General features: G+C 61.2%; 17 protein-coding genes, 1 tRNA gene and 1 pseudogene. 10 read left to right on the plus strand and 9 right to left on the minus strand.

Annotation, left to right across the window (positions count from 1 at the left end; genetic code table 11):
- Nucleotides 1–73: 73 nt before the first annotated feature.
- Nucleotides 74–1,870, minus strand: a complete 1,797-nt coding sequence (locus ACFLEY_RS08335; RefSeq protein WP_028173866.1) for an adenylate/guanylate cyclase domain-containing protein — start codon at nt 1,868–1,870, stop codon at nt 74–76.
- A 224-nt stretch (nt 1,871–2,094) separates the two neighbouring features.
- On the opposite strand from ACFLEY_RS08335, the gene ACFLEY_RS08340 reads away from it, so the two are divergent.
- Nucleotides 2,095–2,727: a LysE family translocator gene (locus ACFLEY_RS08340; protein ID WP_060908832.1), complete on the plus strand. Its 633-nt coding sequence runs from the start codon at nt 2,095–2,097 to the stop codon at nt 2,725–2,727.
- Between the two features lie 67 nt (nt 2,728–2,794).
- Entirely contained in the window at nt 2,795–3,205 is a 411-nt protein-coding gene (locus tag ACFLEY_RS08345; protein WP_028173868.1) for a GFA family protein, read from the plus strand.
- 8 nt (nt 3,206–3,213) lie between these two features.
- Here ACFLEY_RS08345 and ACFLEY_RS08350 read toward each other — a convergent pair whose 3' ends face one another.
- Entirely contained in the window at nt 3,214–3,966 is a 753-nt protein-coding gene (locus ACFLEY_RS08350; RefSeq protein ID WP_060908831.1) for a sulfite exporter TauE/SafE family protein, read from the minus strand.
- Nucleotides 3,967–4,060: 94 nt separating this feature from the next.
- Here ACFLEY_RS08350 and ACFLEY_RS08355 point away from each other — a divergent pair, with 94 nt between their 5' ends.
- Nucleotides 4,061–4,951: a LysR substrate-binding domain-containing protein gene (locus tag ACFLEY_RS08355; protein ID WP_060908830.1), complete on the plus strand. Its 891-nt coding sequence runs from the start codon at nt 4,061–4,063 to the stop codon at nt 4,949–4,951.
- 370 nt (nt 4,952–5,321) lie between these two features.
- On the opposite strand, the pseudogene ACFLEY_RS08360 reads toward ACFLEY_RS08355, so the two are convergent.
- The 3 genes and pseudogenes from ACFLEY_RS08360 to ACFLEY_RS08370 form a co-directional block, all read right to left on the minus strand.
- Nucleotides 5,322–6,286, minus strand: a pseudogene (locus ACFLEY_RS08360) (Bug family tripartite tricarboxylate transporter substrate binding protein).
- An 18-nt stretch (nt 6,287–6,304) separates the two neighbouring features.
- Nucleotides 6,305–7,087, minus strand: coding sequence for a histidinol-phosphatase (hisN, locus tag ACFLEY_RS08365; RefSeq protein ID WP_011090456.1), 783 nt, complete (start codon nt 7,085–7,087; stop codon nt 6,305–6,307).
- Between the two features lie 550 nt (nt 7,088–7,637).
- Complete coding sequence (locus tag ACFLEY_RS08370) at nt 7,638–8,528, minus strand: N-formylglutamate amidohydrolase (protein WP_011090455.1); 891 nt, start codon at nt 8,526–8,528, stop codon at nt 7,638–7,640.
- A 377-nt stretch (nt 8,529–8,905) separates the two neighbouring features.
- Between ACFLEY_RS08370 and cpdR the strand changes: the two genes are divergently transcribed.
- Entirely contained in the window at nt 8,906–9,265 is a 360-nt protein-coding gene (gene cpdR / locus ACFLEY_RS08375) for a cell cycle two-component system response regulator CpdR (protein WP_007597092.1), read from the plus strand.
- A gap of 72 nt (nt 9,266–9,337) precedes the next feature.
- A tRNA-Val gene (locus ACFLEY_RS08380) sits at nt 9,338–9,412 on the plus strand.
- A gap of 458 nt (nt 9,413–9,870) precedes the next feature.
- Here the strand turns inward: ACFLEY_RS08380 and ACFLEY_RS08385 are convergent.
- From ACFLEY_RS08385 to ACFLEY_RS08400, 4 genes are all read right to left on the minus strand, one after another.
- Nucleotides 9,871–11,496, minus strand: a complete 1,626-nt coding sequence (locus tag ACFLEY_RS08385) for a recombinase family protein (protein ID WP_309142162.1) — start codon at nt 11,494–11,496, stop codon at nt 9,871–9,873.
- Complete coding sequence (locus ACFLEY_RS08390) at nt 11,493–11,996, minus strand: DUF2924 domain-containing protein (RefSeq protein WP_211434363.1); 504 nt, start codon at nt 11,994–11,996, stop codon at nt 11,493–11,495. Before ACFLEY_RS08390 ends, ACFLEY_RS08385 begins: the two co-directional genes overlap by 4 nt.
- 5 nt (nt 11,997–12,001) lie before the next feature.
- Nucleotides 12,002–12,361, minus strand: a complete 360-nt coding sequence (locus tag ACFLEY_RS08395) for a DUF3489 domain-containing protein (RefSeq protein WP_211434362.1) — start codon at nt 12,359–12,361, stop codon at nt 12,002–12,004.
- Nucleotides 12,362–12,468: 107 nt separating this feature from the next.
- Nucleotides 12,469–12,693, minus strand: coding sequence for a hypothetical protein (locus tag ACFLEY_RS08400; protein ID WP_211434361.1), 225 nt, complete (start codon nt 12,691–12,693; stop codon nt 12,469–12,471).
- Between the two features lie 348 nt (nt 12,694–13,041).
- Here ACFLEY_RS08400 and ACFLEY_RS08405 point away from each other — a divergent pair, with 348 nt between their 5' ends.
- The 5 genes from ACFLEY_RS08405 to ACFLEY_RS08425 all read left to right on the plus strand — a co-directional run bounded on the left by ACFLEY_RS08405 (nt 13,042) and on the right by ACFLEY_RS08425 (nt 25,037).
- Nucleotides 13,042–15,513: a UvrD-helicase domain-containing protein gene (locus tag ACFLEY_RS08405; RefSeq protein WP_396604595.1), complete on the plus strand. Its 2,472-nt coding sequence runs from the start codon at nt 13,042–13,044 to the stop codon at nt 15,511–15,513.
- A 151-nt stretch (nt 15,514–15,664) separates the two neighbouring features.
- Nucleotides 15,665–15,850 carry a hypothetical protein gene (locus ACFLEY_RS08410; protein WP_396604596.1) on the plus strand — a complete coding sequence of 62 codons (186 nt, stop codon included), beginning with the start codon at nt 15,665–15,667 and terminating at the stop codon, nt 15,848–15,850.
- Between the two features lie 153 nt (nt 15,851–16,003).
- The gene (locus tag ACFLEY_RS08415; RefSeq protein WP_396604597.1) at nt 16,004–17,170 is read left to right on the plus strand and encodes an exonuclease SbcCD subunit D; all 1,167 of its coding nucleotides are present in this window, start codon (nt 16,004–16,006) and stop codon (nt 17,168–17,170) included.
- Nucleotides 17,167–19,842 (plus strand): AAA family ATPase, encoded by a 2,676-nt coding sequence (locus ACFLEY_RS08420; protein ID WP_249163477.1) that lies wholly within the window; start codon nt 17,167–17,169, stop codon nt 19,840–19,842. Before ACFLEY_RS08415 ends, ACFLEY_RS08420 begins: the two co-directional genes overlap by 4 nt.
- 191 nt (nt 19,843–20,033) lie before the next feature.
- A complete protein-coding gene (locus ACFLEY_RS08425; RefSeq protein ID WP_211434404.1) occupies nt 20,034–25,037 on the plus strand; it encodes an AAA domain-containing protein in 5,004 nt (1,667 codons plus the stop codon).
- Nucleotides 25,038–25,174 lie beyond the last annotated feature (137 nt).

Here is a 25,174-nt window from a genome sequence, read left to right on the forward strand (position 1 = left end):
CAAAGTGTGGCTGAATTCACTGTGCTGTCAACAAGAGCGGACGTGAGATCGTCGCGCGGCCGCAGTCCGCCTGTCAGGACTCGGCGGCGCGTTTGACGTCGCTCTGGACCAGCGTCAGCTTGCCGAGCGGCACGCCCGCCTTCAGAAGCCCCTCGCGGTAATGAGCGAGGTCCTCGGGCCGCTTCCAGTGGAAATTGCGCAAATGGCGGTCGACATTCAGGGTCGGGTAGTTGCCCATGAGCACGCGGGTCGCCTCGACGGCCTCGCCGGTCCGCCCCAATTGCGCCAGCGCTGCGGCTCGGATCGCCAGCGCCTGCATGTGGTTCGGGTTGATGTAGAGCTGCTCGCGGGCCCACGACAGGGTCGCGTCATACTGCCCCAACAGATAATGGCTGAACGCGTTCAGTGCGGCCCATTGGTAGCGCGGGTCGCTGTTGTCGCGCTGCGCGGCCATCGAAAACAGCTCGATCGCCTCGCGGTGCTCGCCGATCACGAAATGGCAGATGCCGAGCACGCCGCGCGCGCCGTTGTCGTAGGGGTTGAGTGCGACCGCGCGCTTGGCGGCGTCCATCGCGGCCTCGTAATGCCCTTCCATCGCATGGGCCCAGGACAGGATCGAGAACGCGAAGGAGGAGCGCGGGTCGAGCCGGACGCTGGTTTCGGCGAGGTTCATCGCCTCGGCCCACATCTCCCGCGTGCCCTTGACCCAGCCGAACTGGATGCTCTGGATCTGGATCGTGGCGAGGTAGGCGTGCGCGATCGACAGCTTGGGATCGACCGCGATGGCCTCCCGGAACAGGTCGACGGCGGCGGCCAGGTCCTCCTTGGTCTGCCGGTAGTAATGCGACAGCCCCTTGAGGAAACGGTCCCACGCGGTCACGTCGGTCGAGAGCCGCGCGGGCGCCGAGGCCTCCGCGCGGACGATCTCGGTGGCGATGGCGGCGGACAGGTTGGTGGTGATCTCGTCCTGCATCGCGAAGAAGTCGCCGATGTCGCGGTCGTAGCGCCCGGTCCAGAGCTGCTCGCCGGTCTCCGGCGCGATCAGCTCCGCGGTGACGCGGATCTTGGCTCCGGCGCGCCGCACCGAGCCCTGGATCAGATAGGTGGCGTCGATCTCGCGCGCGATCAGCCGGGTGCTCGTGTTCTTGCCCTTGAAGGCGAAGGTCGAGTTGCGGCTCAGCACCCGATAGAAGGATTGCAGCGACAGCGCGTGGATCAGATCCTCGGTCAGGCCGTCGGAGAAGTATTCGTCCTGGGCGTCGCTGAGATTGGCGAAGGGCAGCACGCCGACGATCGCGGTGCGATACTGCTGCGAGAGCGCGGAGGCCTCCCTCAGCTCGGGGGCGATCGCCCGTGCGCCCTCGGGCTTCCAGGTCCAGACCCCGACCGCATCCTTGATGTTCTTGAAGCGATGGTTGCCGCCATCGACCAGCGGCACGGTGAGATGCTTGTTCGCCTCGCTGTAGGCCTTGGCCGAGATGGCGAAGCCGCCGGGGCTCGCCACCGATTCCAGGCGGACGGCAATGTTGACATCGTCACCGAACACCTCGTCCTCGTCGGCGATGACGTCGCCCATGTGGATGCCGAGCCTGAACTGCATGGCGCGGTCCGCCGGCAGATGGTGGTTGCGCTCCGCCATCAGCGTCTGCATCGCGATCGCGGCCTCGGTGGCGCCGACGATCGAGGGGAACTCCAGCAGGAAGCCGTCGCCGGTGTTCTTCACGACGCGGCCGCCGTGATTGAGGATGATGGGGTGAATCGCGCTGCGATGCGCCTTGAAGGCGGCATGGGTGCCAGCCTCGTCGCTGCCCATCATGCGCGAATAGCCGGCGACATCGGCGCAAACAATGGCAGCCAGACGTCTTTCCATATTCTCGGAGCTCCAAAGGATGGAGGACTGGCCACGGCGTGGCAGTCGCCTCGAATCCCGCATTTCAAGAACCCTGCCTTTATAGAGCAGATAAGGCCGCGGGAAAGTATGATCCGCATTGCAAATTCAAGGTAAATCCTACGCAGTCCCGGCGGTAGACGGCGGCGGCCGAACCGACTAAGCCCGATCCCTTGAGACGGACGGGGCGGCTGGGGGCATCTCACATGCTGGGCATTCACGAAATCTGGCTCTTCATCCTGTCAGGCGTGCTGCTCAACATCACGCCGGGACCGGACTCCGTCTACGTCATCGGCCGCAGCATGCAGATGGGCTGGCGGGGCGGGGCCGCCGCCGCCTTGGGCATCAGTTGCGGCTGCTTTTTCCACGTCGCTGGCGCGGCAATCGGCCTTTCTGCCCTGCTGATGGCCTCATCCACCGCCTTCTCGATCCTGAAGCTGGTTGGCGCGGCCTATCTGGTCGTCACCGGACTTCAGATGCTGTGGTCGCGCCCGTCGCTGGCATCGGCGACCGACGAGCCGGCGCGGAGCTCGCTGCGGCGGGTGTTCCTCCAGGGCGTCTTCACCAACGCGCTCAATCCCAAGGTCGCGCTGTTCTTCCTGGCCTTCCTGCCGCAATTCGTCGCAGCCGATTCACCGCACAAGCCGCTCGCCTTCCTGACCCTCGGCCTGATTTTCATCTGCACGGGAACGCTGTGGTGCCTGGTGCTGGCGGCGTTCGCGGCAAAGGCCGCGCACCGCCTGCGGGCCTCCGAGGGCGCGATCGCCTGGGTCAACCGCGCGCTCGGCGGCCTGTTCATCTATCTCGGCGTCCGCGTCGCCATGCTGGAGACGCGGTAACTCGTTCGAACGAATGACTGGTGTGGCATGCAATCGGCCCGATAGAGGCCGCGCGCGGGAGGTTTCGATGATTCGTGGAAGCTGTCTGTGCGGCGCCGTGCGTTTCGAGATCGACGAGGTTCGCACGCTGACGCATTGTCATTGCGTCAATTGCCGCAAGCTGACCGGCGCGGCATTCGCCACCTATGCCCATGTTGAAGCCGACAAGTTTCGCTTTGTCGCGGGCGAGGACATGACGGTGGCTTACGAGTCCGCGCCGGGCAGTTTTCGCCATCGCTGCAAGACCTGCGGCTGCCTGACGCCGGGCAAGGCGAGTTATTTGCCGACCGTCAGCATTCCCGCCGGCCTGCTCGATGACGATCCTGACGTCAGGCCCCGCCTCCACGTCTTCACCTCGTCGCGCGCGCCGTGGTGGACGATCCAGGACGATCTGCCTCAATACGATAAATGGGTGCCGGGCTACGCGCCGAAGGCGTGAGCCTCTTCTCAGGCGAATTCCTTCAGAAGCGCGCTGCCAGCCAGATAAAGGCCGAGCAGGATCATCGCGATCAGGAACCAGCGGCGAAACGCCTCCGCCGGCATCCGCGCCCGCACCGACTGGCCGATGAGCATGCCGGCAAAGGCCATGGGGAGGCCCACGGCGCCCGGCACCGCATTGGCCGGCGTCAGCAATCCGCCGGCGGTGAGGTTGAAGGCGAGCGCCAGCGTCGCGGTCGTGAAGAACACGCCGAGTGCCTGCACCAGCTCGTCCTTCTCCATGCCGATCGCCTGCATGAACGGCATCGAGGGGATCACCTGCACGCCGGTCGAGGCGGAGATCACGCCGGTGACCACGCCGACCACGCCACCAACCCATTTCTCGTTCTGCGGCGCGACGCGGAACTGGAATTTGTTCAGGCCTATCACCGCGTAGATCACGAGCAGGGCGCCGAGCACGATCGTGCCGTAGCGCGCATGCGGGCCGGTCAGCGCGCCGGCATTGAGCCAGCAGCCGATCACGGTGCCGATCATCAGCGGCCACAGCCGCCTGAGGATGTCGCGCAAGTACGGTCCGACGAAAGTCTGCCAAATGTTGGTGATGATGGCGGGCACGATGACGATGGCGATCGCGCGGCTCGGGGCCATGCTCACCGCGAGCAGGCCCATGGAGACGGTCGGCAGGCCGAGCCCGACCACGCCCTTGACGAATCCGGCGACCAGGAAGACGGCGGCGATGACAATGAGGAAAGGGTCGATCATGACCTGCACATTGACCGAAGCCGCGCCCGGGCACAATCTGGAGGTTACGGAGACAGCCTTCGCTATGGACGAAGGCTTGCTTGGAGGAGACCAAATGCGTTTCGATCTCGTCGATCTCCAGCTGTTCATCGCAGTCGCCGACCAGCGCAGCATCACCCGCGGCGCGGAGCGGTCGCATCTGGCGCTGGCCTCGGCCAGCGCGCGCATCAAGGGGCTGGAGGATGCGCTCGGCGTCGCGCTGCTCAAGCGCGGCCGCCGCGGCGTTGAGTTGACCGCGGCCGGCGAGAGCCTGCTCGATCATGCCCGTCTCGTCATTCACCAGATCGACGCCATGCGCGGCGATCTCGCCGGCTTTGCCAGCGGCGTGCGCGCCAGCGTGCATTTTCTCGCCAACACCTCCGGCCTGTCGGAGCATCTGACGAAGGCGCTGGCCGGCTTCCTGCGCGAGCATCGCGACGTCGCCATCGACATCGAGGAGCGCGAGAGCACCGACATCGCGGCGGCGATCACCGCCGGTGCCGCCGACCTCGGCTTCGCCGCGGAGCACGCGCTGCCCGACCATATCGAGCGCTTCGTCTTCAGCGAGGATCACCTGACGTTGGTGACGTCACGGCGCGGCCCGTTCGCCGGCCGCCGCCAGATCGATTTTCAGGAGGCGGGCGCGTGCGAGTTCGTCGGGCTCACCAGCGCCACCGCGCTCCAGGTTCATATGTCGAAACACGCGGCCCGGCTTGGCATGCGGCCGCATTACCGCGCGCGCCTGCGCGACTTCGATGCGATCTGCCAGATGGTCGCCGCCGATGTCGGCGTCGCCCTGGTGCCCGAAGCCGCTGCCCGCCGCTGCGCCAAGCTGATGCCGCTCGCCATGGTCCGCCTGCGCGATGCCTTCGCCAACCGCAAACTCGTGATCTGCGCGCGAAGCTTCAAGACGCTGCCGCGCCCGGCCAAGATGCTGGTGGAGCATTTGCGGGCCGAGGCGGTGTGAGGGTGGCGGTGATGTGAGCCTGCGGCGCGGCCGCGACCTCAACTGCGCTCCCTCCCCCCTGCGGGCAGGGCTATCGCATATGGTGTGCACGATGCGGCGGCATCGGCACTGGGCTCCCTCTCCCGCTTGCGGGGGAGGGTTGGGGTGGGGGTGTCTCCGCGTCGGGATTGTTGGGGATTGCGGATGACATCCCTGCGTGGCGAGAGCCCTCACCCGCCGCGCTCTGCGAGCGCGTCGGCCTCTCCCGCAAGCGGGAGAGGCGGAGCAAGCCCGCGGAAAATCCTCGTGAAATCCATATGCGATTGCCCTCCCCCGCAAGGGGGGAGGGAACGCACCTACCTCGTGGCGGCGTCACGACTCAAACCGTTGTTCACTTCGCCGTCTCCACCCCGGCGTCCTTGATCACCTTCGTCCACTTCCTGGTCTCGTCCGCGATGAATTGGCGAAAATGCTCCGGCTCGTCGCCGATCAGCGTCGCGCCTTGCGCGGCGAGCTTTTCTTTCACGGCCGGATCCGCCATCGCCTTCGTCGCCAGGCCATGCAGCGCTGCGACGATCTCCTTCGGCGTGCCCTTGGGCGCGACCATGCCGTACCAGTTCTCGATGCGCAGATCAGGAAAGCCCGCTTCCGCCGTCGTCGGCACCTCGGGCGCGGTCGGTGCACGCTCGACTGAACCGACCGCGATCGGCCGTAAGGCGCCCGCCTTGACCTGCGGCAGCAGCACCGGAAGATCGAGGAACGTCATCTGCACCTGCTGGCCCAGCAGGTCTTCACCGCGGGTGCGGCGCCGCGATAGGGCACGTGCACGATGTCGATCTTCGCGGTCAGCTTGAACAATTCGCCGGCGAGGTGCGGCAGGCTGCCGGGGCCGGAGGAGGCGAAGTTGAGCTTTCCGGGCTGCGCCTTGGCCAGCGCGATCAATTCGCCGATGTCCTTGGCGGGCACGTTGGTGGCGACGACAAGCATTTCCGGCACGGTTGCAACCAGCGTCACCGGCGTGAGGTCGGACAATGCGTCGTAGGCGACCCGCTCCATGCTCGGGCTGATCGCGAGCGCGCCGGCTGAGGAGATCGCGATGGTGTAGCCGTCGGGCGCGGCCTTCGAGACCGCGTCGGTGCCGAGCACGCCGCCTTGGCCGCCGCGATTGTCGATCAGCACCGGCTGGCCCGAGAGCTCGGACATGCGCTGGCCGATCACGCGCGCGATGATGTCGTTGGGGCCGCCGGCCGGGAACGGCACGATCAGCTTGATCGGCTTGGCCGGAAAATTCTGGGCGGAGGCGAGGGCGGGAAACAGAAGCAGGCTTGCGAGGAAGAGCTTACGCCAGTTTTTCATACAAGCCTCTTGGGGCGGCTATCCGTTGAGCAGTTTCATTGCTTCTTCGTGAACCCTGGCATCGCCCGCCGCGATGATGCGGCCGCCGCCCTGGGCCGGCTTGCCTTCCCAGGTGGTGACGACGCCGCCGGCGCCGGTCACGATCGGGATCAGGGCCGCGATGTCGTAGGGCTTCAGCTCGGTCTCGACCACGAGATCGACGTGGCCGGCCGCCAGCATGCAATAGGAGTAGCAGTCGCCGCCATAGCGCGACAGCCGCGCGCCCTTCTCGATACGGCCGAAAATGGCGCGGTCGCGCTCGTTCATGAGCAGCGGGCTCGTGGTGTAGGTCGTCGCCTCCGACAGCGAAGCGCAGCGGCGGACCTGGAGCCGACGCTCGCCGGAGGGGCCTTTATAGTTGGCCGAGCCGTTGTCGCCGGAAAAACGCTCGCCGATGAAGGGCTGGTGCATCATGCCGAACACCGGCGCGCCCTTGTGCAGCAGCGCGATCAGCGTGCCCCAGATCGGGAACCCGCCGATGAAGGACTTCGTGCCGTCGATGGGATCGAGCACCCAGACATAGTCGGCGTCCTCGCGCTCATTGCCGAATTCCTCGCCGACGATGCCGTGCTGGGGGAAATTGGCCTTGATCAGCCGCCGCATCACCGCCTCCGCGGCGCGGTCGGCTTCGGTCACCGGATCGAAATCCTTGGTCTTGCTCTTGTCGTCGATCGACAGCGAGGTGCGGAAGAACGGCAGGATGGTTTCGCCGGAGGCGGTGGCGAGCCCTCCGATGAAGGCTGAGAAGTCGATCACCGTCACGGCGCATCCTCAAAACGAAAGTCGGGTGAAGCTCGCATCTGCCTATCTCAATTCGCCTCTCGCGTGCAGCGCTGTCTTGATTTGCACCCTGGTATTTTGGATGCCGATGCCGGTTGCCTCATCCGAGCCATCTCCTGGCCAAATATCGATCATTGGGTTGAAAACTTAGTTCCGAACATGCCTTGTTCGTATGCAAATGACTATCAACCCATTGAATTTCCTTATCAAAGGAACTGAATCTGGGTTTCTCTGGAAGCAACAGAGCCATGTGTGTTTTGCATGGGAAATGGCTCAAAAGCCCTTGCACTTTGTGCGGCGCGGCCGCATATTGTTGCGGTGCGGTAGCGCTCTGCGTTACCGCTGCCCTCCTTGGGCGTTTCCTCCCTAGACTTGGGCCGCTTGCGTCATTCGCGAGCGGCCCTTTTTTCTTTGGGTCGCCTGTTTCACTTCGGCTGTGCGAAAACGCGAAGTGAAGATCCGGCGTCCGATACGCTCGCAGCTGTGTCTGGTCCCTGATCCGCGACGTGGTCGCGCGTCGCAGGCTTGCCGCCTATTCCGCCGCGGCCTGGAACGGTCCGAGATCGCCGAACGGGATCGTGGCCGCCAGCACGTCGGCGAGCACGCCGAAGTCGGTTGCCACTTGCGCAAAGCGCGGACTGCGCTCGCGCCGACGCTCGTCCATGTAGATCGCGCGGTTGAGCTCGAGCTGCACCGCGTGAAGCCCGCTCGCCGGGTTGCCGTAATGCTCGGTGATGAAGCCGCCGGCATAGGGCTTGTTGCGGCCGATCGAATAGCCGAGCCCGCCCATGGTCTCCTCGACCCGGTCGGGCAAGAGCGGCGTGCAGCTCGTACCGTAACGGTCGCCGATCACGATGTCGGGCCGGCGCGGCTCGTCCCTGCTGACGCCGACCGAGGGCATCGAGTGGCAGTCGACCAGCACCACCGTGCCGAACATCTGGTGCACCTTGTTGATCAGCCGGCGCAGCGCGCGGTGATAGGGCTTGTAGAGCGTCTCGATCCGCGCCAACGCATCGTCGACCAGGATACGGTCGCGATAGATCTCCTGGCCATCGCCGACCACGCGCGGGATGGTGCCGAGGCCGCCGGCGACCCGCATCGAGCGGGTATTGGCAAAGCTCGGCAGCCGGCCGGTGAACATGCGGGGGTCGAGCTCGTAGGGCTCGCGGTTGACGTCGACATAGGAGCGGGGAAAGTTAACCCGCACGGTCGGAAAGCCGCGGGCGCTGAGATGGCCGATCAGCTCGTCCATGAAGGAATCTTCCGACCGCCGCAGCGTCGGCAGGTCGATCCTGGAGGCGCTGAGGAATTCGTCCGGATAGGTCGAGCCGGAATGGGGCGAGTTGAAGATAACCGGCGCGCGCCATTCGGCGGGCTCGACGATCTCGAATGCTGGCGACATCTCGCCGTCAAACCGGGTCATCTTCTCAGGCTTCGTCCCTTATTCCCAGGCTTCGTCCCTTCACGCCACAAGATCCGGCCCCGCGGGATCCTGTAAGGCCCGGCAAAGGCTTGAACGGATTGATTCGGCCGGTCGAGCGGCTCTTATGTGTCGTCATTGTCCGGAATCGCAACCATTCTGCCAAGCGAAAAGATGTGATCTGCGCTGGAACATGTCTTAACCGTGCAGGCAGCGAGGCGGGGATCGTCCGGTCGGCTTCGATTGATTCGATCCGCATTCCGGTTCACAAGGAGCCGGCAGCGCGATCCGTCCAGGGTAAAGATTTTCACCCCAAATTTACCCTCTGTCGGGCTTAGTGACCTCTGCTGATATCCTCTGGGGATTCGACGTTTCCTGCCATGCCAAAGATCCTGCTCGCCGAAGACGACAACGACATGCGCCGTTTCCTGGTCAAGGCGCTGGAAAACGCCGGTTTTCAGGTCTCGTCCCATGACAACGGCATGGCCGCCTACCAGCGGCTCCGCGAAGAGCCGTTCGAGATGCTGCTGACCGACATCGTGATGCCGGAGATGGACGGGATCGAGCTCGCCCGCCGGGCCTCGGAACTCGACCCCGACATCAAGATCATGTTCATCACCGGCTTCGCCGCGGTCGCCCTGAACTCGGATTCGGACGCCCCCAAGAACGCCAAGGTGCTGTCCAAGCCCGTGCATCTGCGCGAATTGGTCAGCGAAGTGAACAAGATGCTGGCGGCCTAAATCGGCCTCCTTCCGTCCTTGCGCCGGGTCCCCTGAGCCGTTATAGGGACCCCACCGATGAAATGACCTCTAGGGCACGTAGCTCAGCGGGAGAGCACTACCTTGACATGGTAGGGGTCACAGGTTCGATCCCTGTCGTGCCCACCACCCACTCTCTGTAGTTGTATAGAGAGTGGGACGCTCGCAGTAGCGCCGCAATTTCAAAGACATGTCTGCCGAAATCTCTGGCTAGCACAGTCTCTGCTCCTGCAATCGAGCCGAATGAGCCCATTTCGCCAGCCTGTCTCCGCAGCAAAAAATTCCGTTCCTGGCCCGAGTTTCAAAGACTGGTTCGATGACTGCGTGGGGAGCATGCAGTTTGGTCCAGATAGTCTCAACCATTCTATCTTCGTCGAAGCGGACGTCTTTGACCGGACGAAAAGCGCGTTTCTGTTAGCTTTCCGAGGGACAGGTTCCGGAATTCCGGTCTCTGTCGCGTAGCTCGCCCGTCGCAGGGCGATATCCGGCCTCTGGTCTCTGCACCAAGAAATTCCGTTCCCGGCGGGTTTGGAGTGGGATAGAGGCGGCCGGTCGGACTCGGATGCCGATTTCTGATTCCGCGGCGGTTATTGCGGATTGAGTCCGAGCACTTCGAACTGCCGGCGCCACTCCGCGGGCGCCTCGCGCAGCCGTTCCACACCGATGCCGCGGGGCATGCGACCCTCGACGGCGGCCTTGACCAGATCCGGGGCGAGGAAGGCGAGCGAGATCGTCATGTTGACCTGACGGACGCTGCAGCGTTCACGCGACGCGATCTGGTCGACGCCGGTGATTGAACCGGAGACAATTTCGGCGAGCCAGCGCCGGCCACGCGCAATCGCGGCCACAAGCCGGGCGCGGCGCTCGGCGCGTTCCGGCCGCACTGCATTGCGAGAGACGCCGTGCGGCAGCAGGATCTGTCGCGGCCTTTTGGATGGCGGCTTCTGCCATGGGATCGAGAGATGATGCCCATCGCGGGAGCTGGCGTCGGCAAGGTCTGCTGGATGATCGGATTTGAGCCGCACTAGCAGTCGATCGCGGTAGACATCGATGCGCTCGACCCATTCGAGAATTGTTTGGCGATCAGAGGCGCGCGCAACATCGGGTGCGAAGGCCCCATTTTCTGTGGACCGATGTTCCTTTAGCGATTTGACCACAAGCTCTTCAATATTGGCCGCTGGAACGCGGGAGACCGATCCGAGCGTTGCCGACTTGGATTCGCCATGAAGATGCGGCGACGAGACATAGTAGCGATAGCGGATGCTAGCCTTGGTCGCGTGGGTTGACACCATGCGGTAGCCGGCATCGTCGAATAACAGGCCGGCCAGCAAAGGATCGGAAGCGTTGCGTATCGCCGAGCGGGTCGACCATTGATCGGTCAGCTTCTGCTGGACGGCATCGAACGTGACGCGGTCCATGATCGGCGGCTGCTCCCCCGGCAGGATCTCGCCCTTGTATTTGACTTCCCCGATGTAGAAGCGGTTCCTCAGGAGGTAGAACAGCGTCCCGCGCCCAAGCGGAATGCCGCCCCTGGTGGCACCGGTGGCGAGCGGCCTGGTCTTGGTCCGGATATCCCGCTGCCTGAGATCCCGAACCAGCGCGTTGACGCCGCTGAGCTCGCGATAGCGTTTGAAGATAAACCTGACCCGTTCGGCTTCCTCCTCAACGACGATGACCTTGCCGTCCTTCATCTCGTAGCCGAGCGGCAGCGGGCCGCCAACCCACAGCCCCTTCCGCTTGGAGGCGGCAATCTTGTCTCGAATCCGCTCCGAGGTGACCTCGCGCTCGAACTGGGCAAAGGACAACAGCACGTTGAGCGTCAATCGGCCCATCGAGGTCGTGGTGTTGAACTGCTGGGTTACCGAGACAAACGACACCGCGTGGGCATCGAACAATTCCACAAGCTTGGCGAAGTCGGCCAACGACCGCGTCAGGCGATCGACCTTGTAAACGACGATGACGTCGATCTTGTGCGCGCGGACGTCATCAAGCAATTTCTGCAGATTGGGACGGTCGGTCGATCCACCCGAGTAGCCGCCGTCGTCGTAGCGTGATCGGATCTGCGTCCAGCCGGCATGAGCCTGGCTCTTGATATAGGCGGATGCCGCCTCGTGCTGGGCATCCAAGGAGTTGAACTCCTGGTCGAGCCCATGCTCGGTCGAGACGCGCGTATAGATCGCACAGCGGACCGCCTTGCGTAAGCCCGCGTTCACGGCCGGGCCTCCACCGTCGAAGGTGTTTTGTCCCGCAAGCCAAAGAAGCGCGGCCCGTTCCATTTGGTGCCGGTGATGGCGAACGCGACCTTCGACAGGCTGTCATAAGTCTGCCCGTTCCAAGTAAACCCGTCCGCCATCACCATCACCCGCTGCGGCCTGCGGTCCCACTCCCGCACGAGGACAGTGCCAGGCGTCAGCACTGTGCGCTTCTGGTCCAGGCCTGCCAGCTGCGTGGCGATTGAGGCGCCCGGTTGCGACGCCCCGGTACGATCCAGAACTTTCCGGATCTCGGGATCGAGATCGCCTAGGCGGTCGGCTTGGAGTTGATAAGCTAGGATCGCAAACGCGAGATGCCGTGGCAGGTGGGCGGGCGCTTCTTTGCGAAAGACGCTCCGCCATCGCGCCCGTAGTCCCTTGAGGTCGAGATCGCGCAAATGCGCGATCTCCTCCGCAATGGAAGCCGTAGCCGCGCCGCGGCTGTCGCGCCGTCTGCTCATTTGCATCACGCAGCCCCGCTGACATTTCTCTTGACCGGCGCCGCCACGGCCTTGCCCTCCGTGAGGCGATAGATGCGGCCCGTCGCGCTCGTTTCAGAGACAAGATGCAGTCCGAGCTTCTTGCGGATAACGCCAGCAAGGAAGCCCCGCACCGAATGTTGTTGCCAGTGTGTGGCGGCAGCCAGGGATGCAATGGTGGCGCCCGCAGGTGTTCGCAGCAGAGCAATAATCTGAGCCTGTTTGGTGTCGGCCCGCACTGCTGATTTCGAAGGTTTTGTAGCAGAACGCGTGCCAGACTTTGCTTTGCGCGTTGCGCGAGGAGTCGAGCGGGTGAAGATTTTGGTCTTCGATTTGGGCTTGGTCATCGGGCTCTCGTGAGGTTTGCGCGGCTCTGTCCGCCGCACCACCCCAGCCCCACAAGCGGTTATTCCCGCCGTGGGGCAAGATCCCAAGCCAACCGCCCGGAGGACGATTAAGATGACCGGGACAATCGATTGAGCAGTGAGGCGGCATCCTGCAGCCGACCGGCCTCGCATAAAATTTGCTCGATCTCCATCGACATGGTCACCGCCTCGTCGACGCTGCCGAGGTCGGCGCACGCTTGCGCGGCCGTTGCGATCCGCGCGGCCTTCTGCGTCCGATGATTAATTTCGGCCAGGATGGCCTTGATCGACGTCTCTGCGGTGATGCGGTTCATCGCCTCTGTTCCGTGGATGACGGAGACAGTGACGCTCCAGTTCGCCTCGAAGTCCAGCGAAGACCGAGCAATCTTGTGGCTCTTCTCAGCCCGCTATGAGCACAAAGTGCTCATAGATCCTATCCCCGAAGACTAATCGGACAATCGAGCAGTTGCCCTAAACATGAACTCGCATCGCCGACCTCGCCATTGAGAGGGCGGTGCAAGGCGATTTCCACACCTTTTTTGAATTTGTCTCAGCAGGCCTTTTCTGGCGAAACGGGCGGAAATTCAGGCCCATTTAAAGGCCTATTTCCATGAGCCTATCCGCAGTTTGCCATCGACGAGCTGGCCGATCAGTTTCCGCGCTTGGATTTGAAACACTATCGCGATGTATGGGACCCGTCGCTTGCGCTAAGCGACATCCTCGCTGCGATTTCGCGTGCGAAAGATGAGGTAACATCACCGGAGCGTTACGCCGAGCTTGCCGATGCCATGTGGGAAACTGCAGCACCGGGTGAGACGAGAGAGGCGGCTGAAAAATGTCAGGAGGTCGCCAAGGTTTATGCAGCATACGAAGCGTTGAAAATTGAGCGTCAGTGCCTTGATTTCGGCGATCTCGTCGCGCTGCCGGTAGGACTGATTGAAACGGATGAGGAGGTGCGTGCGCAACTCCGCGCTCGCCATCGCTATGTTCTGGTTGATGAATTCCAAGACGTGAATCGGGCCAGTGTGCGCCTTCTTAAAGCTCTGTGCGGGGACGGGACAAACCTCTGGGTCGTCGGCGATGCCAAGCAGTCCATTTATCGCTTCCGGGGCGCGTCGTCTGTCAATATTGCGCGGTTTGCCACTAAGGATTTCCCAGGTGGTCAAACCGGCCGCCTCAAAGTGAACTACCGGTCGACCGAAGAGATCGTGAACGCGTTTGTCGCGTTTGCGGAGCATGGCATGAAGGCGGCGGCGGGCGCAGACGTGAAATTGAAGGCGGAGCGCGGTCCGTCCGGTGTGAAACCGAAGTACTCCGCCGTCGACATGGCTCCGGACGAAGTCGCGGCCATTGCCGAAGCCATCGAAACTCAGCGGGCTGCAGGGATTTCCTATCGAGACCAAGCCCTGCTCTGTACAGGTAATGAGCGCCTTGGACGAATGGCGGCCGAGCTGGAGAGTATGGGAATCCCGTTGCTGTTCCTTGGCAGTCTCTTTGAGCGAGACGAAATTCAACAGCTGCTCTCTCTACTCTCGCTGCTGATCGACCGACGCGCGATGGGCCTTGCGCGTGTGGGGACAATACCGGAATTCCGGCTTTCGTTGGCGGCTACCGCAGCGGTTATCGCCCACTTAAGGGAATTTGAGGGTGAGCCGCTCTCTTGGCTGAGGGAAGGTGCACCGTTGAGCAGCGTCTCCGCAGATGCGACCCCTGCGTTGACGCGGCTGCGAGATGTTCTGAACGGGTTCGGCCATGCGTCACCCCCTTGGCATGTGGTATCGACGATTCTCCTCGATCGCACGCGGTTTGCGGCTGCAATTGCGAATTCTGACGATGTCGCGGTCCGTGCGCGGGGTGTAGCGATCTGGCAATTCATGAATTTTGTCCGGGCACAGCCGGCGGCAGCCGGGCTTCCGATTTCGCGTCTTCTCGACAGGATACGCCGACTTGTTTTGCTCGCTGATGAGCGGGATCTCCGGGAGCTGCCGGCGGCCGCACAGAGCATCGATGCTCTCCGTGTAATGACGATTCACGGGAGCAAGGGCCTGGAGTTTCGCGCTGTCCACCTTCCGGGTATGAATGCTGATACAATTCCGCGTTCGCCCAACCAGATGCGCGGGTGCATACCTCCGGATGGCATGATTGAAGGTTTGTCGGGCTCCGCCGTCGATATTCTGAGGAAGGGTCACGTCGAAGAACAAGAGTGCTTATTCTTTGTTGCGATGTCCCGGGCGAGAGACCGCCTTCTTCTGTATTCGCCGACCAAGGCTAAGAACGGGCGGCGGCGCGATCCTTCCGAGTTTCTGGCTCGGCTCGGGTCGACAATCGTCAGCGGGCACGTTCACCCGCGCCAGGCAGTTCCCGCAGATGCAGATGCCGCTCCCGTTCACCTCAGTTTCCCAGCTGGGATTGTACTCACGGATCACCAGCTCGCCTTGTTCCAGCGGTGTCCTCGCCGCTTCTTCTATACGCATATTCTTGAGATCGGTGGAAGGCGAACCGAAACCCCGTTCATGCAGATGCACAATGCCGTTCGGTCGCTCGTCGAATGGTTGACCGCGGATCCAACCCTCACGCCGTCCGCCGCTGAGCTTGATGCTCGCCTTACTGAGGCATGGGATTCGCGGCGGCTCACGGACCATGGCTATTCAGAAGATTATCGCCGAATTGCCAAGCAATTGATTGATTTCTTTGTATCTTCCCGCACTGGCTACGCCCGCGCCATACCCACCGAGATGCGCTTTCGCGTTGGCGCCAGTGAGGTCATTGTTCGTCCCGACGAGGTGCTTACGGCACCGAACGGCCGGAAGCATGTTCGGGCGATCCGGACCGGCCATGCCGGCTCCAAGGATTTTGAGAACATTTCTGCGGGCGTCTTTACGCTCGCAGCGTACGAGGCCTTTCCGGGATGTACCGTTGAGTTCGTCCATCTCGGTGACGGCACGATTGGCGCGGTAACCATGTCGGACCGGGTCTTAAACAATCGGCGTGCGACCGCCGAGGAGTTTATCGCTGAAATCCGCGCAGGGCTGCTTCCACGGAAGGAAACCGCGCGCACCTGTCCCCGGTGCCCTGCTTTTTTCATCTGTGGCCCCGTGCCCGACGGCGTACTCGAAAAAAACTTTTCCTTGTAGCTCCGCCGGACTTACCGGTCGGCCTTCTTCCCATCGATTGACCCTTTGAAGGCAGGCGCAGGGCCATGCCTTACGGCGGATTTAGTGGCCGCCGGGCCTGTCAAGGCGTGCCTAGCCGGGACGACCTGCCAACCTATGAGGAAAGTAAGACATGAGTACTGCTACAGCAAAACGTGCCCCGATTGGCACGAAGGCCCGCACCGGAGAAGTATGCCCGGAGAGCGGTGTTTGGAAGGTCGACGGCTCCCCGAGCACGACCGCACCCATCGCGAAGGGCAACCGGATGCCACCCTACGACGGCAAAGCCGTCACCTGGTTGCTCAGCCAATACGCCTAAGCCTGGACGCCCGCTTCGGCGGGCGTTCACCCTTTCACTGAGAAGAACCGGTTCGCAGAAGACCAAAACGAAATGGGCATAACTGGGCTTCCCGCTAGACGAGGAGCGCATTGCTCTCTACTCTAGCGAGAATTAAGGGGAAGGGCGTCTACTATGAAATTCATCCATTCATCCGATCTCCAGATCGGCAAGGTTTTTGGCTATTTCGAGCCGGAGGTTGCGAGCGCCCTGCAGGATGCGCGTCAGGCCGTCGTTCGGACCCTTGGGGAGGCAGCGGTTAAATCCGGCGCGACGGCGGTCCTCATTTCCGGCGACATTTACGAAAAGCAACAGATGTCTCAACAGACCCTGGCACGGGCCATTGAGAACATGCGCGCGTTCAAAAGCGTTCAATGGCATCTCATGCCAGGAAACCACGATCACTTCCGTGACAACGGACTATGGGATCGGATTCTCCGCATGCAGCTCCCCTCGAATGTGACCGTGCATACGCAGGCGGGTGCGGTACAGATCGCGGACGAGGGTGGCGCTCCTGTCTTTGTGTTGCCTGCGCCCCTTCGTTTCACATCGAGCGCGGACGATCTCACGGCCTATATGGATAAGGAGGCCACGCCGGAAGGCGCAATCCGTATCGGCATGGCGCACGGCTCCATTCAAGGCTTTGGATCTGAGGGTGAAGCCAGCAACTACGTGGCGCCAAGCCGCGCAGACAGCGCGGGCCTCTCTTACCTTGCAATGGGTGACTGGCATCGGCAGATGCGGGTGAACGACCGTTGTTGGTATAGCGGCACGCCCGAGGCCGACCAGTTCAAGCTTCCGCCAAATCCCGTATCCTCGCACTGCAACGGCGGTTCGGCGCTTCTTGTCGAGGTCAACGGTTCAAATGCATTGCCGGTGGTCTCGCCGATCCCGACAGGCCGTTACCAATGGCACAAGGTCGAGAAGGTGCTGACCGAAGATGCACAAGTGGATTTGCTCGAAAGCGAGCTTCGTGCGCTCGATTCAGACCTCAGCAAAATTGTCGTCGATCTCCGGGTTACGGGTGCAGTGTCTCTCGCCGGCCGTAAGAAATTTGAGGAACAAATCCTCCAGAGCGTCGGGGCTGCGCTTCGTGGCCTGCGCTTTGACGAGGCCGGCCTTGTTCTCAATCCGACCGACCAGGATCTCGATGAGATCGATCACGCCGGCTTTGTACGTGTGGCAGCAGACCGCCTCAAGGCCATTGCGGCGGTCTTGTCCGATCAAGGCCAGGCGCCGCTTGCCGCCCTTGCTCTCAAGCGTCTTTACATCGAGCACCTTCGTCAGGGGACACGGTCATGAAGATCCGATCGATTGAGCTTACCAACTTCTGCAAATTTGTCGGAACCTTCCGCGTCGACAACATTGGCGACAACGTCAATGTCTTGGTGGGGCGAAACGAGTTGGGCAAATCGACCCTGCTGAAAGCCATCAACGGCGCCATCTTCGAAAAGGCCAAGTCGACGGCTGCGCACGTCAAGGCGTTTCGCCACTTCGTCAACGGCACCGTGCCCGAAGTGAAGCTCGCCTTCGACATTGACGGCAAGAGCTGGACCATTCACAAGCGCTTCGCGGGACAAGCTGGTAAGTCAACCTTGACCTGTTCGGATGGCCGGCTGTTCGAGGACGACGCAGCGGAGGCGGAATTGCAGCGCCTTCTCGGCTTTGCTGGCAGTCGCAGCGGCGGCGAGCCTGGTATCTGGGGAACGCTTTGGGTTCAGCAGGGACAATCCTTCGGCGATGCGGCGCTTGACGAGCATGGCCAGCGCACCATGCAAGGCTGCCTGGAAGCGCAGGTAGGCCTTGTGACAGGTGGAACGCGAGGCCAGAAAATTCCGAAAGCCATCAAAGACGCCCTTGAAACACTACGGAGTTCGAAAGGACCGCGCGGGAAGTTCAAAGACGCAATGGATCGGCTTGCCGAGAGCAAGCAGGAGACGGCCGACCTTGAAGCGAAGCGGCAGTCCGTGTTTCAGTTGATGGAAGATCTTGCGCGAAATAAGCGCGAGCTTAAGCAGGAAACGGATAGCTGGGACGACGCGGCGCACCGCAGGGAGGTCGAGGCAGAACGGACTAAGCGCACGGTTGCCGCGACGCACGCTGCCGAACTTCGAAGTGCAACGGACGCGTCCAAGCTCGCGCGCGAACGCGCAACACAAGTCCGAAGATCGGTTGATGATCGTGCCAAAGCCGTTGCAGAACTGGAATCGCTCAAATTGCAACTTAGCGATCTGAATACGGCAAGCGCCGGCGCTGTTGCCGCGAAGGCCGACGCCCAGGCCTCCGTCGATACCGGCGAAGCCAAGCTCTCCGATCTTCGCAGTAAAACAAGCCGGAACGCCGAACGAGCGCGGAATCTAGAGCGTATCCGTGCCATTGTCTCGCTGAATGCGGAAATCATCCAGCACCAGCTGACCCTCGATAAGGCTGCTTCGCTTGAGTGCGAGGCGGGGAATCTTTCGGAATTGATCGGCGCCATTGCGACGACCGATGCCGCCGTAACGAGGATCGAGGAGGCCGTTACGGAGCTATCGGCCGCAGATGCAGCCGCGAACGCGGTTGCGACCACCGTTTCATTCGCCCTGGAGGAAAGCGCGCTGCCGAGTGTTGCCTTAGACGGCAAAGCGCTCGATGCATCCGCAACATCGCTCCCAATCCTTGGCAAGACAGTAATCACCATTCAAGACGTGGGGGCGATCACGGTAGAGCCTCAAATCAAAGATCGCGCCGCCTTGGTCGCACGCCGGGACGCGGCCCATGAGGAAGTCAAAGCCGCTTTGGAGACTGCAGGCGTCATGGATTTAGCCGCCGCGCGCACGGCGGCGGCCCAGCGCAAGGAATATCTGCGGCGTTCCGCAGACGTCGGCAAGGAGCTGGCAAATCTTGCTCCCGGAAATCGGACCAAGAAGCTGGCGGCCGGGCTAGAGGCTCTCAAGGGCCATCTGGGCGAGTTGCGCGGGCGGCTCAGAGTTGAGATGGAAAAGTGCGGACTTGCGGAAATTCCCGGCGAAGATGATTTGACAAGCGACATTGCCAATAATCATACAGAAGGCGCGCGGTTTGCTGCCGAAATCGAGACAGCTGAGGCTGAATTGGCAGGGCCTCAGGACGCTCTCGCCCAGGCCGACAAAAAACTCCTGAGCGCGCGCGAACGCCTTGCTGGGTTGAACGGCACGATCGAGACCAAGAAGGCGGACCTAGCAGCTGGACGTGCCGGCGCCAGCGACGAGCAGCTCACAGCAAGCGCGGAGAGCCTTGAACGTGATGCCGTTGCGAGGGATGAGCAGTTGGCAGAGAAGCTGCGCGGTCAGGGCGAAACAGTGGAGGCTATCGACGCCCGAATTAAGCGGCTCGAAGGCGCCGCCGCCAACCACCAGCGGTCGGTCGCAAATCTCGGGATTGAGGTGACACGCCTTACCGCGCTGATCGAGGCTAACGAAGGCGCTGGCGTCGAAGAAATGCTTCTTGCCGCTGAGGCTGAACGTGATCGCCTCACGAGCGCCGTAGCCGAATTTGAGAAGGAGGCGGCTGTCCTAAAGCTCCTTTCGGAGACGTTAGAAGCAGCCGAAGGTGAGGCGAAGACCCGCTATCTCACGCCGGTTATCAGCCGTGTAGAGCCCTACCTGAAAATGCTCCTGCCAGGGGCCAATATTGTTCTCGACGAGGATTTGCGTATCGCCGCGATTCAACGTGCGGGACAACGCGAGGATTTCGATGTACTGAGCGGCGGTACGAAGGAGCAGCTTGCCGTCCTCACGCGGTTGGCGTTCGCCGAGCTGCTGCTTGGGCAGGGCCGGCCGGCCACGGTCATCCTCGATGACGCGCTCGCGTTTTCAGACGACGACCGCATTGAAAGCATGTTCGATGTCCTGATGCGCGCTGGCGACAAAGTGCAGATTATCGTTCTGACCTGCCGAAAGCGGCTTTTCACCCGGCTCGGTGCTGCCCCGTTGGAAATTCGGGAGGCGGCGTGAGGTTTGGGCTGTGCCCGGTGTCAACTAAATGGCGTCGGCTGTTTGCGGGAGGTATGCGGGAAGTGGATGGTTAGCGGGCAAAATGACCTCGCGAGAGTTGTGGTGCTACGATTATACCAGTTGAAGGGGCGCTTAAAATCCGCAACCATTCGCTCTAAAGCTGTCCATAACTTTTAGGGGTCCCGCTCGCCGTGCCCGCCCAAGTAAACGTAGAAGACGAACTGGCCGCACGGCGGTTGACGGGCTTGCTTGATTACGTCGAGGCGCTCGTCAAGTTGGATGAGCGCGTTGCGATGCGACTGTCGCAGCACAAACTCGCCGATGGGTCCCAGTTCGCTCTTCACCAACACGAAATCGCAGGGCTTCCCGCGATTCAGTGCGATACGAGTGACGCTGATGGCCCGATCTGGTTGCGGGTTCAACGCCTGCAGCGCACGACGCCGCCGGCGTTCGACGAAGGCGGCAAGGAGTGGATCGACGTCTCTAACGATCCGCTTCGCGTTCCGGTTATACATGATCCAATCCATGTCCGCGTGCCTGAGGCTGAACAGCAGCGGCTAATAGCGACCGGCGAAGCACGTCCGGAAGATTGCGTCCCATCACTAAAAACGGAGAAATCAGATACTCCCAACCAGAAATTCTACGATGTTATGTTGCGTCTGGAAGATCGGCCCGCGCTTCGCGACGCTCTTGAACAATACTGTGCCGGCCCCTGGTCGCTTTGGTCCGAGGTAGAGAAGCCGCGAAGGCGATCCATCGCCGTTTATCAGCGGCTCTTCGAGATCGCACAGAGATTACTCCAGTCTGGCGGCAGTGAATCGATCGAGTTGGTGTGGGGAATCGGTCTGGCGCGATGGAAGCACCTTTCCGAGCTCATCGACCTTCCAATGATTGAATGCGGAGTTGAAATTGAAATCGCCGAGACCGGCAATGCCGACATCACCGTTCGCCCGCGCAGCGGCGTGACGCGTGTCGAACTCCGGCCGTTCGAAAAGCTCGCCGGCGCAAGATTTGTATTGGCGGAAGATGCGGCGCGGCGGTGCCTTCGTTCCTTGGAGGGGCCGGATAGTGAAGGAATCTCTCCGTTTCGCGCGGAAACGTTTGAGCCCATTCTCAAGATTTGCGGTGGCCAGCTTGACCCCGAAGGCCGGTTTCTTCCCGATCACCGTCCGCTGCTGGCATCTGAGCCGGTTCCGGAGCCCGAGGGAGAATATCTGACGGTGAGCGACCGATACGTGCTCTACGCGCGTCGCCGGTCGAACAATTCGGTTCTGCGTGATATCGAACGTCTCAAAAAGGAAGTGTCTTCGGAGGGCGGTAATCCGATTAAGATTGAAGGTGCGACTCGGACGCTGGTCCTGGGTCCGACCGACGGTATTGACGACACGTTCAAGCCGTTGGGAGACCGCTTGGGTGCGGCTGGCGATGTTCCACTGGATGCGGACGGGGGGCCGGTTGACCCGGATCACGGCGACCTGTTCTTTCCCAAGCCTTTCAACGACGAGCAAGTTGAAATCATTCGCCGCCTGGAGAAGTCGGATGGGCTCGTGGTTCAGGGGCCGCCAGGCACCGGAAAAACGCACACCATCGCGAACATCATTAGCCACATGCTGGCGACAGGGCGGCGTGTCCTTGTCGTTTCGCATGGGGAGACGGCGCTACGGGTAATCCAAGATCAATTGCCCGAGGGTGTTCGCGACCTTGCGATCAGTGTGACAACATCCGAACGCGAGGGGATGAAGCAGGTCGAGAAGGCGATCGGCCTTATGCTGGGGGTAGTCAACACGATCGACATGAACCGCTCGCGGCAGGTGAAGATTATTCGAGACCTTGAGGCCAAAATTGTTGCGGATAGAAATCACCTTACCGAAATCGATGTACGACTTACAAAAATTGCGACCCAACATCTCTCGCCGATACCTGGCTCTGCCGAACTGCCATTTGAGGCCGCCAAACGGGTGATTGAGGACAAGGCGCGTTATACATGGTTCTCGGATCGGCCTGTGCGCTCGTTTTCGGAAACGGGTGTGACCCTGGCCGAGATCGACGCGCTTTTCACGGCGCGCAGAACGCTCAAAGGCGATCTCAAATACTTGGGAGAACAATTTCCTAGCCCCGCCAACTTACCAGATCCCGAGACCTTGCGTGCCTGGCATCTCGATTTGATTGCGGCACAAGACCTTACAGCCGAAAATGCTGCTTCCGAACCTTTAACCCGGCGCGCAATTGCGACGCTTGGCATCGACAAGGCTGCCGAACTTGGCGAGCGGCTGCAGCGCCTCGCATCGAGCATATCCTTTCTCCAGGACCAAACCTGGGCATGGGCGTTGACCGAGGCGATCCTCGGGCAAACGGCAATGGCCGGTCGACTCGAACCTCTCGCCCATGCATTTTTAGCCGATGCGCGCGATTTAGTGGCGCAGCGCGCGCCATTTATTGCAAGGCCAGTCCATCTCCCGAAGGAATTGCCGCCTGCGAAGCAGTTGTCTCAAATTTTGGCAACCCTCAGCGTCGGAAAGAACCCGTTTGGACTGATGGCCTTCGGCACCAAGAGCCATCAACCCGCTATTGAAGCGGTGAAAGTTGCAGGCCTGCGACCTAATACGCCGAACGATTGGCAGCACGTCCAACTATTTATTGAGTTCTGCGGTGCGGTGACAAGCCTTTCGGCGCGTTGGGAGACGCTCAAGGTGGAGCTATCAGCGCCAAGCCATCTTTCGTTTGCGGTAGAATCGGTATTGCTACTCGATGCCCTCTCCGACACGCTCCATGCCTGCCTGACCGGCGTACCAAGCCAAATAGCCGAAATGTCGAAGCAATTGTCGGTGGCCCTCGGTAATCGCGATGAGGCAAGCACGATTTTGCGGCATCCCACGACGACTGCCGCCTTCTCTCAAGCACTATCACGTCACGCTTCGTCGGTGAGGCTGGCCGTCGTCGCGAAGAACGTTGCAGAAGCCGTGGCACAATTCGACGGCAACAATACCGATCTGGCGGGATTTGCGCGGCAAATCTTAACCGAACTGGTCGGAAAGCCGAACGCCGATATCGAACGACTGACGCGCGTGTGGCAGGGTATCCTTTCTAAACTAGGTCAGGTTCGTGCATTAGAGCCTTTTTTCGATCGCATCACCAACACCTGTGACGAGCTCTCGAAGGCGGGAGTGCCAGCATGGGCCGAGCGTCTAAGAAACGAACCTGCCAGTGAAGCAACAGATCCAACAGCGCCGAACGACTGGCGGGAGGCGTGGGAGTGGGCGGCGCGGTTGACCTACCTCGAAAAGATTGGAGCCACCAGTCATCTCGCCCAGCTTCACCAGGAGCGGTTGGAGATAGAAAAAGGTCTTCGCGACGGGTTTGCCGCGCTTGTTAAGGAAAGAACCTTCTTCAATCTTGCCGCCACAATGAAGGGCTCCGCCAAATCCGCCCTTCAAGGTTTTGCCAACATCATCCGGCGTCTGGGTGCCGGGACCGGGCAGAGAGCCATACTGCATCGCCAGAACGCACGTCTAGCCATGCAGAATTGCTACGAGGCGGTACCGTGCTGGATTATGCCTACGTGGCGCGTCTCCGAGCAGCTGCCCGCCACGCTTGCCAGTTTTGATCTCGTGATCTTGGATGAAGCATCGCAGTCCGATGCGCGCGAGTTGCCTGCGCTGTTGCGCGGCAAAAAGGTGCTTGTTGTCGGTGACGACCGCCAGATCAGTCCCAGCTCGGCTTTCTTGTCGATCGCGAACATCGCGCGTTTGCGACATAATTTCCTTGGCGAATTTCCTTTCCGCACAGAAGTTGAACCAGGGGCTTCGATTTATGATCTTGCGCGCGTGATGTTTCCGGCGAAGTTCGTGATGCTTAAGGAGCATTTTCGATGCGTGGAGCCCATCATACGTTTTTCGATGCAGTTTTATAATCAAGACTTGGTGCCGCTTCGTATTCCAAAGCCGAGCGAGCGGTTGGACCCGCCGTTGGTCGATATCTACGTTGAGGATGGGCAGCGTCGAGGAAAGTCCAAGGTTAACCCGCGCGAGGCAGAGGTCATCGTCGAGGAGATTGCCAAGATCGTCGAGCAAGCGTCGAGGATCGAAGGTCCGGCGCGGTCAATCGGGGTGATATCCCTTGTCGGTGCCGATCAGGCTCTGCATGTTCAGAAACTTCTGATGGAGCGCATCGGCGAAACCGCCATGATGCGCCATCGCGTTGTGTGCGGCGACAGTGCATCCCTCCAGGGAGACGAGCGCGACATCGTCTTCATTTCAATGATTGCCGATCGTGCCCGCAAACAGTCGCAGACATCCATTCAGTATCAACAGCGGTTCAATGTGGCATTGTCGCGGGCACGGGATCGGATGGTGCTTGTGCGGTCCGTGAAAGAGGAAGAGCTAAATCCAAAAGACCTGAAATCGAAGGTTATCGGACACTTCCGCGAGCCGATGCCGAACGTCGTCAATCCCAGCTTGGACTTCATTGATCTCTGCCAGTCTGAATTCGAGCGGGCTGTGTTTATGGCACTTATCGAGCGGGGATACCGCGTCATTCCGCAAGTCGGATCTGTTGGGTTTTCCATCGATATGGTGGTTGAGGGAGAAGGTGGAAGGCGCCTTGCCGTCGAATGCGACGGCGACAGGTATCACGGCCCGGAGCGTTGGGCGGACGACATGCGCCGGCAGCGCATCCTGGAGCGCGTAGGTTGGAGCTTTTGGCGCTGCTTCGGTTCCAATTACCAGATCGATCAGCAAGGCGTTATGGACGATCTAATTCAGACGCTCGATCGTATGCAGATTAAGCCGTTCGGACTCGAACCGGTCAATCGAAGTTATTCCGAGCATCGTGTCATTTCGCCTGCTGCAGAAACGTCAGGCGATTTTGCAGCGACGCAGGTAAACGGGACGATCTCGGTAGCAGCCTTTCGAGCTGAACTCGATCCCACATCGAATGACGCTGAACCGGAGTACCGATTAGCTCCTGGCGACCGCGTCGTCATCCGGTATCTCGACGTGGAACCGTCGCGGCCGGAATTTCTCACAATAAGCGACATCGCGGATGATCCGATCAATGGCTATCTGATGTTGTCCTCGCCACTTGGACAGGCGCTGTCGCAGGGCTCGCCAGGAGATGAGTTAACTTTTCAGGCAGGCGAAAAGGAGCGCGATGTTCTGTTTGTGTCATTGGAAACCGTGTCGGCTCAGGCAGCTTAGCGGACATTTCTCGCGTCGGTCTTGTCGCATTAAAACGAGGCCCAATGAATTCCCGGTCGAGATGGCTAGGTTCGTTGCGGAAAGTGTCGCGCCCGTTCTGCCTCGCTTTTCTCTTCTTACCGCTCAAGGTATTCGCG

Origin of the sequence: Bradyrhizobium sp. YCK136, from assembly GCF_044570075.1 — a bacterium.
Lineage (GTDB): Bacteria > Pseudomonadota > Alphaproteobacteria > Rhizobiales > Xanthobacteraceae > Bradyrhizobium > Bradyrhizobium diazoefficiens.